The sequence below is a fragment of the Alicyclobacillus sp. SO9 genome (genome assembly GCF_016406125.1).
GTDB lineage: Bacteria > Bacillota > Bacilli > Alicyclobacillales > Alicyclobacillaceae > SO9.
The window spans coordinates 1,285,837-1,301,196 of sequence record NZ_CP066339.1 but is presented as its reverse complement, the minus strand read 5'-3'; the positions used below and the strand labels follow the sequence as shown (position 1 = coordinate 1,301,196).

The window sequence follows — 15,360 nt, the reverse complement described above, 5'->3', positions numbered from 1 at the left end:
GTAATGAGTTGGCTACACATGAATTGGGATTCTTGTATTGGAGATGACAAGACAAGGTAGAGATCTTAGGACAAGACGCCTTCTTCATCAGATGGTCAATGGTTCCGGGCTGGTGTTACAGGACGATATGTTGATATGCAATACAGATTTTCTGATGTCATGATGTCGCCCTGTTACCCCATAAGGATTGGAGGATATTTTCATGTCCGATGTCGACCAACAAATTAATGTTTCAACGACTGATTCTGACTTACCATTTCAGTTATACATGGCCATGCGCCGTTATTGTAAAGTACAGGAACGCATCCGAACCAAAGTTGGCAAGAGTATTGGTCTAACTGAAGCTCAGTACTATTTGGTCCGGGCACTGGCACTCAGCAGTTCGAGACTCTCGTATACGCAACTTGCAAAACGCACTAGCTTGTCCCACAATTCCGTCTCCACTTTAGTCAAGGGACTTGTTAAGTCGGGTGTTATCCAGAAACATCCCTATCCAGACGATGGCCGAATCACCGAACTTTCTCTCAGTTCGCAAGGAGAAGCAATGGTTCAGAATGTATTCAAATTCAGTAAGAGTCAACAGAATGTCCTGCAAAAAGTAATACGGATGATTGAAGAGGACGACTTGCTCCGAAAACTCGGCGAACTCGAGAAGCTGGCGCTAGAGTTTTTCGATGATACGAATATGTAGTTCCAGATGATTGGCTGTTAGACACTAGCTGAAAGTCATTGAGCGTATAGACGATTTTTGCAATCGCGGACTGGTCTGTGTTTGTTTAGCCATAATCGAACGAATGTGGAGTAGATTGATATAAGTCGGGTCGGTTCCTGGCATGAAGTTCGTGTATCTTGCGGTGGAGTTATGAATGCACTGGCACGTCCTTGGTGAAGGCGACGGGAATATCCGTTTCTCCATTAATTTTTGCCTGCGGACGCCAACTCCACGATGCAAACCTTAGCGGACTGAAACAGATGCCGTGCTCCTCGCACAGACCGCTCGTCCGCGCGGGACTGAACCCGTGGCGGCCTTTCTGCCTCATCCCTTCCACCACACGAAAAAAGCACCCTTTCGGGTGCTTTCGTGTGGTGGAGGCGACGGGAATCGAACCCGCGTCCGAAGACCTCGCCACATGAACTTCTACGGGTGTAGTACGCCTACTAGATGTCCTCAGACGACGCGGACGCACACGCTCCGCCATGAGTAAGTTCGCGATTTTTCGCTGGCGGTCCGCGAACATCTACCGTCAGCTATCCCGCTAGGTTGGCATCACAGCGTGTGCACGGGCGACACTCAATGTGATGGCCTAACTACAATTAAGCAGCTAGGGCTAAATTGCTGTTTGAGGTAAAGCTTTTTGCTTTGCCAGTTACATTTAGGTCTGCGTTTTTTACGTGGCCTCGCAGCCCCACGACCCGCCATTCATGCTCAAACAATCCCCGTCGAATCCAAAACGCCCCCATGTATGAGGCTCGACGTCACTGCACAACACAACTGCATAACACCAGCATAGCTGTACAGCTCGAGCACAAGTGGTAACTGGTTAAACACCGTAGTGCTTGTAATTCCTGTAATGCCTGTTTGTTGCCTTGCACGAAGTACGCGTAGCACACAGTACTTACTGCGCTTGGCTACACTTCTATTCTACATCATGCGGCGACTTTACGACAGTCTAAATTCGTTCCGTCGTTTCCTGCTTTTTCCGCCCTGTCATCAGGCGACATGACCGACGCAGTCAGTCATGGCCTTCGGGGCGGGTTGCAATTATACCGCGGAATGGTCAAAAGCGTCAACCTGGTTCCCGACCATGCAACTTGAGGTGACTTCGGCCTTTACAAGCCTTTACAAGCCTTTACAAGCTTTTACGAGCTCACTCTGACTTGGCTGCCTTGCTCTTGCTCTTTTTACGCTTCTTCTTGCCTTTTTTTCCGTTCTTTTGGCTGGACTTGGCTTTACTCTCAATTTCTGAAGTCCCGGGCACTGCACCATCAACGTCATGGTCCAAAGTCTCTACGGCACCTTTACTTCTACCTTTGCCCTTGCCTTTTCCATACCTGGTCTTGGTATACTTTCCTTTTCGGCCCTTGCTACTGCCTTTACTGCTGCTCTGGCTGCTGCCTGTGCGGCTGTCATCCCCGGCACCAAACCCGCCTGCTCTCCGGGTTGCTGAGCCCTTGCGGGTTCCGGGTCCGTTCCGTTTTCCTTGGCTTCGACTCCGACCGCCTCTGCTGTCGTTCCTGTCTCGGTCGTCTCTACCTCGTGCAGACCTGTCGCGTCCTCGGCCGCCTCTGCCGGGACGCTGGGGCCGCGAGAGGTATTCGCGCTCTGCAACGCGGCGCTCTCTGTCTTCGGGACCCAAGTCTTCGTCGTATTCGACGACGGCCTGCCCTGATGCAAAGACCATTGTACCTTCTCTGTAATGCTCCATCATCTCAAAGTCGATGGTGAGGGCTTCCTTGTTGGCGGCGGCAACTTTGACGCGAACGGGATCGCCGAGGCGGAAAACACGTCGGTTTCGCTCACCCACCAGAGCCATCTGCCTGTCGTTTAAAACATAATAATCATCGGTCAAGTAACTGATGTGAATCAGGCCTTCCACACCGTTCTTCAACTGGATGAATAAACCGAACTGAGTCACACCGCTGATGAGACCATCGAATTCTTCACCGAGGTGCTGCTGCATGTATTCGACCATTTTGAGTTGATCACATTCGCGCTCAGCATCCTGCGCATTCCTCTCCCTGTCACTGGAACGAAGGGCTGCGTAGTCAACCTTTTCATGCAATTGCTCTTCCCGCTGTTCGGACAGTTTGCCCTTCGTGAGAATCTCACGCATAATCCGGTGAATCATAAGATCCGGATAACGACGAATGGGTGACGTAAAGTGGGTATAGTAGTCAGCAGCAAGACCAAAGTGGCCTGTACAGTCAGGTGCATAGCGAGCTTGCCGCATCGATCGCAGCATTAAGGTTGAAATCACCCGCTCCTCGCGTTTGCCCCGCACTTTATCCAAGACTTCCTGCAGTGCACGGGGATGCACAACGTTCCCGACGCCCTTTACGTGATAACCGAAGTTATGGATGAACTCGTTGAACTCGGACATCTTACTGACATCCGGTTCTTCGTGAACACGGTACAAAAATGGTACATTGAGCCAGTGGAAGTGCTCTGCAACGGTTTCGTTGGCAGCGAGCATGAACTCTTCAATGATGCGTTCGGCAATCGATCGCTGGCGCGGAGCAATATCGATAGGACGCCCGAGGTTGTCAACGGCAACCTTGATTTCGTCAAAGTCAAAGTCGACTGCGCCGCGTTTCATCCGCCGACCCCGCAAGACCAACGCCAACTTTTCCATATGCTCAAACATTGGAATCAGCGGGCGGTACCTTTGGCGAGCGGCTTCATCGTGATCGGCGAGAATCTTCTTGACATTGGTATAGGTCATACGCTCCGTTGTCCGGATGACACTTGGGTAAATGTCGTGCCGCACCAACTCAGCATCAGGTGTCCACTCCATCTCACAGGTCATGGTCAACCTGTCAATGTGAGGATTCAGAGAGCAGATGTTGTTGGAGAGGCGTTGGGGGAGCATGGGAATAACGCGATCGACCAGGTAGACACTGGTACCACGGCTCAAAGCCTCCCTGTCGAGCACACCGTTCTCCTTCACGTAATAGCCGACGTCCGCGATGCTGACACCAAGCAAATAATTTCCGTTTTCCAGAAGCCGCACGTGAACGGCATCATCCAAGTCTTTGGCATCTTCGCCGTCGATGGTGACAATAGTCTCATCCCGCAAATCTCTGCGGCCTTCGTAATCCTTCTCGGACAACTCCAAGGGAATTTCCTCAGCAGCGGTCAGAACGTCTTCAGGGAAGGTTTCCTCCAGACCGTACTTGCGAACCACAGCTAAAATGTCGATGCCTGGTGCATCCGGATGACCCAGAACCTCTACAACCCTGCCTGCCGGCCCCCTGGTTACGGTCGGAAACGACGTAATTTCAACAACGACAACATAGCCGTCATGGGCATCTGCCATGTCGTCCTTGTCAATGAAAATATCTTGAGGGAACCGCCTGTCCATGGGTGCAATAAAGGCGTGGTTCCGATGGCGGGTAAAAACACCGACGACTCGCTGTTGAGCCCGCTCCAATATCCGAATCACCTGGCCCTCGCGCAGATTCCCTGAGGCCCGCTTTTCGATGCGCACCATCACTCGGTCACCGCTCATGGCCCCGTTTAAATCGGTGGCAGCGACGTAGACGTCTTCTTCATCGGATTGATCCGGTGACAGAAACCCAAACCCCCGTGCTTTCAACTGCAACTTGCCCACCACAAGGTTCATCCGCTCCGGCACACCGTAGCGATTGGTTCGGGTCCGGACAACGTCTCCGTTATCCTCCATTTCATTCAAAAGCCGTACAAACTCCTTGAAGTCATCTGCCGCTTCCACTTGAAATTCCTCTGTCAGTTCTTGCACGGTAAGAGGCCTGTACACATCGTGCCTCATAAATTCCAAAACCGTTTCACGGTCAAACAATACACTCAACTCCCGCTTTCACGCTGGCCTGAACTAGCCCTGTACTTTGACGTCACCGTCATTGCTGTACTTCTCCAGTAAAGCAGCCGCCGTCGCTTCTCCAGTAGATCACCTGGATTTACTTTCCCAGTAAGCAACTGGACTTACTTCTACAACAAGGGTCTACAATTACTCGCGCAGCAAGCAACTGCTGTCTTCAGCGCTGTCTTACTATCATTGTTTCCAGGCACAGCTTGACAATACTCTAAGCGTCCACTTTATACCATAATGTCAAAAAAGCAAAGAGCGGGTTTGGCCATGGACAAATACACTTTCGGAAATGGAGTGGAGGAAGATGGTGCTGAACGCAGCTGAGCGTCGCTCTAAGGTTCTTCGTCCGGGCTCAGTTCTCCTGTCCAGTGCGCTTAGTGATAGGGATCCTTTTGCTCCCTATCACTAAGCGCGCCAAAGAATAGTGATCCATTCGATCACTATTGCAAGCGGACCGTCTTGAATAGTGATCCCGTTGCTCCCTATTACCTACCCTCCTTTCTGCCGTCTCCCACATTAGGGAGCATTTATGACAATAACGTTCCCGGGCACGGAGCATTAAGGATCATTGAGATCCCAATCCCATTGGGCCAGCACCATTAAGGACTACGGCGATCACTAACTGCCGCACGCCAGTCCTGCCAGCCTGCCACGGCAGCGGGATCGACAGGATTTAACGGGTTTGAACAAGACATGAGCAGAATAGAGGAATTTATTAACTTTGAATACTGTTACATCCAGTTCGATGCACAGCAGAGCCGGTGCGCGGTCTCTGATGACATCGACGAAAAGCTAATGTGGTAAAAAGGAACGCAACTTCCAACTAGAGATTGGTGGAAAATTGAAAACTGCTTCGATTCGAGGAATGATATGAGGAAGATATAAGGAAGATATGAGGAAGATATGAGGAAGATTGTGGCTTAGTGATCGTTTCGCTCCCTATTTTGATACCTCCCAGACAATAGTGATGGTTTCGATCACTATCACCAACAGGTCCTCCAAAATAGGGATCCCTTTGCTCCTTAACACCCCCGCACCCTTTTGACGCTGCCGAGATTAGTGTCCATTTATGACACTAATCTCTTCGGCAAGGTGGCATTAGAGATCATTGGGATCACAATCCCACAGCCGTTACGGTGAATAGGGATCTTTTCAGGCACTAAACCGCCCTCACCAACTCACCCCGTACCAACTCTAACAGCCCCACCTGAACCGCACCCTCCCTGACTCACCGCACCAACTCTAACCGTATTAACTCCAACTGCCTCACCTTAACGCCCGCACCCATCCGGTCCTGACAACCTTAACAACATCAACGTCAACTTAAGACGAATTCCGCTGTTGCTCCACTTGCAGACTGTCAAGGAAGTCTAATACGTACTGTTGCACCTTGTTTCGGTCTCCTTCGAGACAAAGCATATGACCGGAATTTTCTAAATAGTGAATCTCTTTAATAAATGAAGAGACGGTCGCGTGGGCGTATTCAGCACCTCTTGGTTCTACAATTTCGTCCTGGCGGCCCTGTATAATGCACACTGGCTGCGATATATCAGGAAGAGCTGCCTTTCCTCTGGTGACTAGGCGCCGCATCTGCTGAACACTCTTAAGAGGAACCTGAGACATTTTATCCATCCGCGTTTTGAGGTCATCACGAGAGAAGCCATTGGAGTTCCATGTTGCCTTAATCAGGTTGGCCATTTCTCGAAACGTTTGCTTTGAGCCAAGGTAGTACACTGCTGGAGCCAACATGGTGACCGATTCAACGGGGTATTTTGCGGCTAAAACTGCGCAGACCATAGCACCTGCAGAAAATCCGATTAAATGTACTTTTTCGTACTGGTGCATAGCTTCCTTCAGGGTTTCTTCTACACCCCGTATCCATCCGACAGCCGTGGCTTTCTTCAGGTCTTCCTTGGTTCCGCAGTGCCCTGCGAGAACTGGCAACAGAACCTGGTATCCGGATTTCTCCAACACACTGGCTAAGGGTTCTAATTCCTCTGGGCTCCCTGTAAATCCGTGCACAAGGATACACGCGTCTTTGCCCATGCTACGTTCCTCCCACGGTTGTTCCTGTGAACACAAGAAATCTCGAGACTCTGCGAGTGTACTTCCCGGCGTCCATCCTCGTCAATTTCCAAATCCTGCAGTTCAAATAGAAATTGCATGTACCGTCATATGTACCTGCCATTCGCCTTGTCCACAATAGCCGCAGGAAAGGCGCCGACCTGCGAGGACGACGCCTTTCTCTTAGAGTGTGTGCGTAAACATATAAGCAATAAAAAGTGTCGTTGCAAAAAACAGAACTGCAATGACCACAGTGACTTTGGCAAGGAAGGAATCCAGTCCTCTCGACTTCCTATTTACGGACTGGTCTGCACCTCCTGTGATGACTCCGGACAGTCCTGCACTTCGTCCAGATTGGAACAAAATCACTGTTATCAACAAGACACATAGGATGACCAAGACAATCTTGGCAGCCGTTAACATCCCGTGTCACCTCCACTCGTCCCCGCATACGTGAGATTAAGTCTATCACGAATTGGCCGAGCGGACAAATGTGGATAGACCTGCATAAGTGGCACTGGCACCAAGCATCTCCTCAATACGAAGCAGTTGATTGTATTTCGCAACTCGGTCTGTTCTGGTTGGAGCACCGGTTTTGATTTGACCGGTATTCAGTGCGACAGAAATGTCCGAAATTGTGGTGTCTTCGGTCTCACCTGATCGGTGCGAAATCACTGAGCTGTAACCTGCCCTGGTTGCCATATCAACACACGCAAATGTCTCTGTCAAGGTTCCAATCTGATTTACCTTAATGAGAATGGAGTTGCCTACTTTAGACTCTATGCCTTGTCTTAATCGTTTAGTATTGGTCACAAACAAATCGTCGCCAACGAGCTGAACCTTACTGCCAAGAGCCGTGGTGAGTTTTTGCCAACCGTCCCAGTCATCTTCGGCCAAACCGTCTTCCAAAGAGACAATGGGATAACGGGACACGAGGGACTCGTAGTAGCTAATGAGCTCATCTGCTGTTCTTACGACACCCTCACCCTTGAAGTTGTACTTGCCGTCTTCATAAAGTTCCGTAGACGCTACATCCAGAGCAATGGAGACGTGCTCTCCTGGCTTATAGCCCGCTTTCTCAATGGCATCCACAATTGCCACAATCGCTTCTTCATTGGTTTTCAGATTCGGAGCAAATCCGCCTTCGTCGCCAACGGTGGTTTCGAGGCCCTTTGCACTCAAAACCTTCTTCAGACTATGGTACACTTCTGCGCCCATCCGCAGTGCTTCACGGAAGCTTTCTGCGCCATGGGGGACAATCATAAATTCCTGGATATCCACAGTATTATCTGCGTGCTTGCCGCCGTTCAGAATGTTCATCATGGGTGTAGGCAGTACCTTACTGTACGTCCCGCCAAGATAGCGATACAAAGGCAATCCCAGTTCTGCGGCGCTAGCCCTTGCAACAGCCATGGAGACACCCAAAATCGCATTGGCACCCAGTTTTCCTTTGTTGTCGGTTCCGTCAAGAGCAATCAGTGCTTCATCGATGTCTACTTGTTCAGTAGATTCTTCACCCACCAACTCCGGTGTGATAATTTCGTTCACGTTGGCAACTGCCTTTTTCACACCTTTGCCATTGAACCTATTCTTGTCTCCATCTCGCAGCTCGACAGCCTCATGGGCACCCGTAGATGCACCAGACGGCACAATTGCACGTCCTACAGCACCGCTGTCTAGTTCAACTTCAACTTCTACAGTAGGATTTCCACGAGAATCAAGGACTTCTCTTGCATGAATATCAAAAATCTCGGACATCAGGCATTCTCCTTCGCAGTGTATTTTTTAAGACCTTTGCATCCTTCTCAACTATCCGGTTATGTACCGCCCCTTATTATGGCACGGAGGCGGAATCTGCACCATACCGGTCTTACCTCGCCATTACTTAAATCAGCGCTATTACTTAAATCAGCGGTTTGCCCGTCATTTCTTCAGGCTGTGCTACTCCCAAGAGCTTCAGCATTGTGGGAGCCAGGTCTGCCAGTATGCCTTCTTGCACAGTGACACCGCGCTTCGTCACCACCAGCGGTACGAGACTGAGGGTATGTGTTGTGCAGACATCACCCTTGTCGTCAATCATGATGTCGGCATTACCGTGATCGGCCGTAACTAAGGCGACCCCACCCTGCTCTTCGATGGCCTCCAGGACTGTTCCAAGGCATGTATCCACCGCTTCTACAGCTTTAATGGCAGCTTCCAGACTACCCGTATGTCCAACCATATCCGGGTTGGCGAAGTTGAGAATCATTACGTCAATATCCCCTGATTTGATTCGCTTGGCTGCGGCATCCGCCACTTTGTAAGCGCTCATTTCAGGCTGCAGGTCATAGGTTGCGACCTTGGGCGAAGGAATTAAAACGCGTTCTTCCCCAGGAAATTCTGCTTCCCGTCCACCCGAGAAAAAGAATGTGACATGAGGGTACTTTTCAGTTTCTGCGACCCGCAGTTGGGTTAGTCCATTTTGAGCCAGGACCTCTCCCATAGTATTGTCCAGACTGACGGGCTTGTAGGCGACGTCTGCATTGACGGACTCACTGAACTTTGTCATACAAACATAGTAGACATGAGGGGAATCCGCTCCTCTGTCAAATTCGCGAAAGTCTTCGTTGGTGAAAGCTCGAGAAATCTGAATTGCTCTGTCAGGACGGAAGTTGAACATAATGACGGCGTCGTCACTCTTGATTTGACCCACCGGATTGCCGTTCTCATCTGTCATGACAATGGGCTTAATAAATTCGTCTGTCACATGCGCATCATAGCTTTCTTGAACGCCCTGAACCGCGTCTGTCATTTTCTTGCCATCGCCGTAAACCATGGCTCTGTATGCCAGTTCGGTGCGCTCCCAGCGATTATCCCTGTCCATTGCATAATACCGGCCCACAATAGACGCAATCTGACCCACACCAATTTCATCCATCTGTTGCTGTAAATTGCGTACAAAGTCGATTCCAGATGTGGGAGATACATCGCGGCCGTCTGTCACAACGTGCACATAGACCTTCTTCAGTCCGCTATTCTTTGCAAGTTTTAGCAATGCGTACAAGTGCCGGATATGACTGTGCACGCCGCCGTTAGACGCAAGACCCAAGAGATGAAGACTGCTGTTATGCTCCGACGCGTGGTTGACGGCTTGCTTCAAAACTGGATTCTCGTAAAATCCACCTGTCTTCACATCTTCGTTCAGACGGGTCAAGTCCTGATATAAAATGCGGCCTGCCCCGATATTTGAGTGTCCGACTTCCGAGTTTCCGAACTGTCCTTCAGGCAATCCCACAGCTAACTCACTGGCACGTAGATAATTGTGCGGATACTCCTTCCAGATACCATCAAAAACTGGCTTGTTAGCTTGAGCGACTGCGTTTCCGACGACCGTATCACGCATGCCAAAGCCGTCTAGGATGATAAGCGCAACCGGGCTCGTCCCAGGCGCCTTCTGACGTGTAAAGTCTGCGTTGTCCATGGGTTACACCCCCTTACAAATTTCAGCCGCCATTTGCGCAAAAGAATCCGCCTGCAGGCTGGCTCCACCGACAAGTCCACCGTCAATATTCGGCTGTGAGCACAGTTCAGCTACATTGGCGGGTTTGACACTGCCGCCATAAAGAATGCGAATGTCGTCTGCTGTAGCACCGACTTTTTGACGGAGAGCGGCGCGCAACTCCGCTATGACTTCTTCAGCTTGCTCGGACGTGGCGGTACGGCCTGTGCCGATTGCCCAAACTGGCTCGTAAGCCACGACGCAGCGGCCTATTTCTGCTTCGGTTAGTTCGGCCAGTCCCTTGTTCAACTGATTCCGAACTACATCCAAAGTCTTCCCCGCATCTCGTTGGTCGAGCACTTCACCGACGCAAAGCACGGGCGTCATTTGCTGACTGAGTATGGCCTTTACTTTCTTGGCGATGATTTCGTCGGTCTCTCCAAAGAGTTGTCTGCGTTCTGAGTGACCTGCCAACACATAGACTGTCTCAAACTCTTTCAACATAGACGCGGAAATTTCGCCGGTATATGCACCGTGTTCTTCAAAGTGTACGTTCTGTGCCCCCAGTTTCACATTGGCCGGCAGCATCACACGAAGAATATGTAAGCTTGTGAAAGGGGCGCAGACAGCATAGTCCGCATCGTTGCACAGGCTTTGCGACTGTTGTCCAAGTTGCTCGGCAAACTCACGAGCCTCTGCAACGGTTTTATTCATCTTCCAATTCCCCATTAACAAAGGTTTTCTCGCCACGCAGCAGTCCTCCTTTGAATTTTTCCTGTGAGTCTTTGGTGCTAAACCAGGATGCAAGCTAAAACCGAACCAATTACCTGTCTGTAAGAGCTTCTACGCCTGGCAAATCTTTGCCTTCAAGAAATTCCAAGGAAGCGCCGCCGCCTGTTGAAACATGGGACATTTTGTTCCCCAGGCCCATTTCTTCAACTGCAGCCACGGAGTCTCCGCCGCCTACAATCGTAGTCCCGTCGACTTTTGCCATAGCCTCTGCAATCGCTTTGGTACCCACTGCAAATGAAGGCATTTCAAAGACGCCCATGGGGCCGTTCCAGACGACCGTCTTCGCCGCTTCGATGACGGACTGGTAGCGCTTGGCAGTTTCCGGTCCAATATCGAGAGCCATCCCCTGTTCAGGCATAGCATCGACGGCATAGGTTTCGTATGCAGCGTTCTTGTCGAAACTCTCTGCCACGACCAAATCGGTGGGAAGTAAAAACTCACATCCTTTGGCTTCAGCCGCTTTGAGTAATGTAGAAGCTGTAGTGAGCGCATCTTCTTCAACTAGCGATTGGGCAAGCTGTTTACCTTGAGCCTTCAAAAACGTATTGGCCATTCCGCCGCCAATCAAAATTTGGTTGACCTTGTCCAACAGGTTTTCAATGACTCCAATTTTGTCAGATACTTTGGCACCGCCAATAACGGCTGCAAAGGGACGATCAGGATTAGCCAACGCTTCCCCCATAACCGCAATTTCCTTCTCCATCAAAAAACCTGCGACTGCTGGCAAGTACGCTGCAACACCAGCTGTCGATGCATGAGCCCGATGGGCTGTGCCAAAGGCATCGTTGACATACACATCGCCAAGACCAGCCAACTGCTTCGCAAAGCTCTCATCATTCTTAGTTTCTTCTTTATGGTAACGGAGGTTTTCCAGCAACAGTACGTCCCCGTTTTCCATGGCTGCTGCCGCGGACTCCGCATCGTCGCCGACACAATCACGCACATACTTGACGTTAGCTTCCTTCAAAAGCTCCATCAAATGCAACGCTACCGGTTGCAGCGAGTACTCAGGCATCCGCTCTCCTTTTGGACGTCCCAAGTGGCTCATTAAAATGACTTTCGCACCCTCTTCAATCAAATAACGGATTGTAGGAAGGGCGGCGCGAATCCGCGTGTCGTCGGTAATCGTATCTCCGTTCATCGGCACGTTAAAGTCCACGCGTACCAGCGCTCTCTTACCTTGCCAGTCCACGTCGCGAATCGTTTTCTTGTTCATGTTCATGGAAAGAAGCCTCCTTGGCTCGTACGAGCTTCGTTCTCCGGTCTTTCGTGGTTCCTTACGGCGGCGTTCATGTTCATGGGTGCATGCACTTCATTCATGCCTTAACAACATCAATGTCACACCAGCAGATCACGTGTTTTCCCCAGTAAAATGGGGAGAACACGCGGATCCTCCCCATTGGCTTCTATTGTATCAGACCCTCTGCAGACTCAAAAGTTGCAGAGTTGGATGTACATTACACGTTGACAGGCATTTTGCTTCCGATGTATGCAGCCAAATCAACAACACGGTTTGAGTAACCCCACTCGTTGTCATACCAGGACAAGACTTTCACCATGTTGTCCATCACCATGGTGGATAGTGAATCTACGATGGAAGAGCGAGGATCTCCGTTGTAATCCTTTGAAACCAGAGGCTCGGTGGAATACCCCATGATGCCTTTCAAGCTTCCCTCCGTTGCCTTTTTCAATGCCTCGTTAACACTCTCGACAGTAGCATCCTTTTCGACTTCCACTGTCAAGTCAACAATGGATACGTTTGGTGTCGGTACACGCATAGCCATACCGTTCAATTTACCGTTTAATTGCGGCAGAACCAAGGAGACTGCCTTTGCTGCGCCGGTCGTCGTTGGAATGATGGAGAGTCCTGCGGCACGAGCACGCCTCATATCCTTGTGGGGCAAGTCAAGAATTTGCTGGTCATTTGTATAGGAATGAACTGTTGTCATCAAGCCTTTGACAACTTTAAACTCCTCATCCAGCACTTTCGCTACTGGCGCTAAGCAGTTGGTCGTACAGGAGGCGTTGGAAACCACGTGGTGGTTGGCAGGATCATACTTATCCTCGTTGACACCCATGACAATGGTAATATCTTCGCCTTTGGCAGGTGCAGAGATGACAACCTTCTTGGCACCGCCTTTGGTAATATGTGCTTCTGCCTGCTCCTTCTTAGTGAAGCGGCCGGTGGATTCGATAACGAGATCGACACCGAGTTTACCCCAAGGAAGATTTCCGGGATCGCGTTCAGCCAAAACCTGAACCTTCTTCCCATCCACCATGATGGCTCCCTCTACAGCCCGGACATCAGCTTGAAGCCTGCCGTGCACAGAGTCATATTCCAGCAGCATTGCCAGCGTCTCTGCATCCGTCAAGTCGTTGACGGCAACAATCTCCATATCCTCACGATTCATAGCAGCGCGAAACACGTTGCGTCCAATGCGTCCAAATCCGTTAATTCCAACTTTCAATGTCATTGCTCATCGCCTCCATAGTGCTGAATGATTTGTTTGGCAGCTCCCTCATCGGTGACAAGCACGTCAATCCGATAAGCTTTTGCCGCTGCCGCCATTGCGCGCGCTTTGCTGTGACCGCCGGCGACTGCCATTATGACCCGAATGTGATTGATATCAGCCAACCGGAGTCCGACAGTCGTCATGGAGTAAACGGTCTCGCCATAAGCGTTAAAATAGTAACCAAACGCCTCTGCCACGGCTCCGGAAGTATTTAGGACTTCTACTTCGGAGTCGTCCATCTGACGACGTTTTGCCATTTTCATGGCGTCACCAATTCCGTGGAGAACAAAGGTGGCGTCCCTAACTTCACTCAATCGCTGTTGAATATGCGGTTCCTGGACAAGTCTGTGAAATGTGTCTTGACTCAGCTGATCAGGAACATGCAGCATGATGGAAGTCCCACCGAGCTGTTTTGCCAATTCCGACGCAATTGTGTTGGACTGCAGCGACACATTTTCGCCTAATCCCCCTCTTGCCGGAACAACCTTGACAGAAGGAAATTCGTGTTGCGGCATCATCTTTGCTGTAGCCGCCATTGTGGTTCCGCCTGTCACAGCTAAAACATCTGTCCTGGACAACCGTGCAGCCAGTTCCTGCGAAGCTTGATAACCCAGTGTCTGTTTTACCCAGTTCTCTTCGTCGCTGTCTCCTGGCACCACAACCACATGCGGTATCTCTAAAATTCGCGATAATGCCCCTGACAATGCATCTCGGCCATCAAGAGAAGCAAGTGCTATATCTAATTGTTCCAGAAGTCTCTCGCCTTCATCCGAAACAGACATGCCTGCAGATGCAAATTCCAGCAGTCCCTGCTGGCGCAGTACGTCTACTTCAGACCTCAGCACTCTTTCCGTCAAACCCATCTGGACGGCCAAGCCTCTGCGTCCGATAGGCTGCAGCAGTTTCACGCGCTGCAAGATGCGTACACGTGCCTGCAAATCTTCAATCAGTTCTGGAACAACGCGCCGAATTGCGCCTAAATCCACTGGCTTCACGACGAACCTCCTTGCACGACGTCCTAATCACATCACAGTGTGGAACCAAATATCCGGCACCGTCGCTGCATATCTGCTGCAGATACCATGCAAGTATCATCCAGATGCCGTGCAGGTATCATGCGCGTGCGCGGCGAGGTGCCTGGCGAGGGACTCTCGTAGTCCCGGTGGTACAAAATTAGTCCCACTGATAGCAAAAGTGACCGCTGCTAGGGTTATTTTACCTCTCCTAGATTTGCTTCGCAACTAAAAATCTGGCGAGAACTCATCCAGTATTTGTAACATGTGTTACAAATACTGAGGTAAACGGGATCAGAATCAGAATCAGAATCAGAATCGGAATCGGAATCGGAATCGGGGTGCCCGAGTGCCCGAGTGCCCGAGTGCCCGAGTGCCCGAGTGCCCGAGTGCCCGAGTGCCCGAGTGCCCGAGTGCCCGAGTGCCCGAGTGCCCGAGTGCCCGAGTACAAAATAGAGATCCCAGACGCGCTTATTCGCCACCATCGGTAACCCGTGACACAAATAGACTCTTCAGAAGAGCTTATTGGTGATCAAAGCCCGAGTTTCTTGTGATTTTGGGGACTTAAGCACTTCTGACAAGCTTATTTTGTAGCTGATAAGAGGCATATCCCATATAAGCACTTGTGGGATCGCTATTTTCCCGCACGACCGGCCCGGGCGCCCGTCTGACACACTCTCGTCACATTTCCAGCTGAAGGGAGCCGCATTTGTGTCCAATGTGTGAACGTGGACCTACCTCTCCTGCTACCTCTCCTGCTACCTCTCCTGCTACCTCTCCTGCTACCTCTCCTGCTACCTCTCCTGCTACCTCTCCTGCTACCTCTCCTGCTACCTCTCCTGCTACCTCTCCTGCTACCTCTCCTGCTACCTCTCCTGCTACCTCTCCTGCTACCTCTCCTGCTACCTCTCCTGCTACCTCTCCTGCTGCCT

At 50.7% G+C, this 15,360-nt stretch carries 10 protein-coding genes and 1 other RNA gene; 1 reads left to right on the top strand and 10 read right to left on the bottom strand.

Annotated features, from left to right (window positions below):
* The first annotated feature begins 202 nt into the window (after nucleotides 1–202).
* A complete protein-coding gene (locus tag GI364_RS05755) occupies nucleotides 203–691 on the top strand; it encodes a MarR family winged helix-turn-helix transcriptional regulator (RefSeq protein ID WP_198852726.1) in 489 nt (162 codons plus the stop codon).
* 393 nt (nucleotides 692–1,084) lie between these two features.
* Here the strand turns inward: GI364_RS05755 and ssrA are convergent.
* From ssrA to GI364_RS05705, 10 genes are all read right to left on the bottom strand, one after another.
* Nucleotides 1,085–1,459, bottom strand: a transfer-messenger RNA (tmRNA) gene (gene ssrA / locus GI364_RS05750).
* A gap of 409 nt (nucleotides 1,460–1,868) precedes the next feature.
* Entirely contained in the window at nucleotides 1,869–4,538 is a 2,670-nt protein-coding gene (rnr, locus tag GI364_RS05745; protein ID WP_233096027.1) for a ribonuclease R, read from the bottom strand.
* A gap of 1,353 nt (nucleotides 4,539–5,891) precedes the next feature.
* Nucleotides 5,892–6,614, bottom strand: coding sequence for an alpha/beta hydrolase (locus GI364_RS05740; RefSeq protein ID WP_198852725.1), 723 nt, complete (start codon nucleotides 6,612–6,614; stop codon nucleotides 5,892–5,894).
* A gap of 201 nt (nucleotides 6,615–6,815) precedes the next feature.
* A complete protein-coding gene (gene secG / locus GI364_RS05735; protein ID WP_198852724.1) occupies nucleotides 6,816–7,055 on the bottom strand; it encodes a preprotein translocase subunit SecG in 240 nt (79 codons plus the stop codon).
* Nucleotides 7,056–7,100: 45 nt separating this feature from the next.
* A complete protein-coding gene (gene eno / locus GI364_RS05730) occupies nucleotides 7,101–8,390 on the bottom strand; it encodes a phosphopyruvate hydratase (protein ID WP_198852723.1) in 1,290 nt (429 codons plus the stop codon).
* Nucleotides 8,391–8,535: 145 nt separating this feature from the next.
* Nucleotides 8,536–10,092, bottom strand: a complete 1,557-nt coding sequence (gpmI, locus tag GI364_RS05725) for a 2,3-bisphosphoglycerate-independent phosphoglycerate mutase (protein ID WP_198852722.1) — start codon at nucleotides 10,090–10,092, stop codon at nucleotides 8,536–8,538.
* A gap of 3 nt (nucleotides 10,093–10,095) precedes the next feature.
* Entirely contained in the window at nucleotides 10,096–10,860 is a 765-nt protein-coding gene (gene tpiA / locus GI364_RS05720; RefSeq protein ID WP_233096026.1) for a triose-phosphate isomerase, read from the bottom strand.
* Between the two features lie 73 nt (nucleotides 10,861–10,933).
* Nucleotides 10,934–12,118 carry a phosphoglycerate kinase gene (pgk, locus tag GI364_RS05715; protein WP_198853868.1) on the bottom strand — a complete coding sequence of 395 codons (1,185 nt, stop codon included), beginning with the start codon at nucleotides 12,116–12,118 and terminating at the stop codon, nucleotides 10,934–10,936.
* A 241-nt stretch (nucleotides 12,119–12,359) separates the two neighbouring features.
* On the bottom strand, nucleotides 12,360–13,376 hold the full coding sequence (gap, locus tag GI364_RS05710) for a type I glyceraldehyde-3-phosphate dehydrogenase (RefSeq protein WP_198852721.1): 1,017 nt from the start codon (nucleotides 13,374–13,376) through the stop codon (nucleotides 12,360–12,362).
* Complete coding sequence (locus GI364_RS05705; protein WP_198852720.1) at nucleotides 13,373–14,410, bottom strand: sugar-binding transcriptional regulator; 1,038 nt, start codon at nucleotides 14,408–14,410, stop codon at nucleotides 13,373–13,375. Before GI364_RS05705 ends, gap begins: the two co-directional genes overlap by 4 nt.
* Nucleotides 14,411–15,360: the final 950 nt, after the last annotated feature.

Excerpts from the sequence above, each read along its gene's own strand:
- GI364_RS05755 (WP_198852726.1), top strand. The coding sequence starts at position 203 with ATGTCCGATGTCGACCAACAAATTAATGTTTCAACGACTGATTCTGAC.
- GI364_RS05740 (WP_198852725.1), bottom strand. The coding sequence starts at position 6,614 with ATGGGCAAAGACGCGTGTATCCTTGTGCACGGATTTACAGGGAGCCCA.
- secG (WP_198852724.1), bottom strand. The coding sequence starts at position 7,055 with ATGTTAACGGCTGCCAAGATTGTCTTGGTCATCCTATGTGTCTTGTTG.
- eno (WP_198852723.1), bottom strand. The coding sequence starts at position 8,390 with ATGTCCGAGATTTTTGATATTCATGCAAGAGAAGTCCTTGATTCTCGT.
- gpmI (WP_198852722.1), bottom strand. The coding sequence starts at position 10,092 with ATGGACAACGCAGACTTTACACGTCAGAAGGCGCCTGGGACGAGCCCG.
- pgk (WP_198853868.1), bottom strand. The coding sequence starts at position 12,118 with ATGAACAAGAAAACGATTCGCGACGTGGACTGGCAAGGTAAGAGAGCG.
- gap (WP_198852721.1), bottom strand. The coding sequence starts at position 13,376 with ATGACATTGAAAGTTGGAATTAACGGATTTGGACGCATTGGACGCAAC.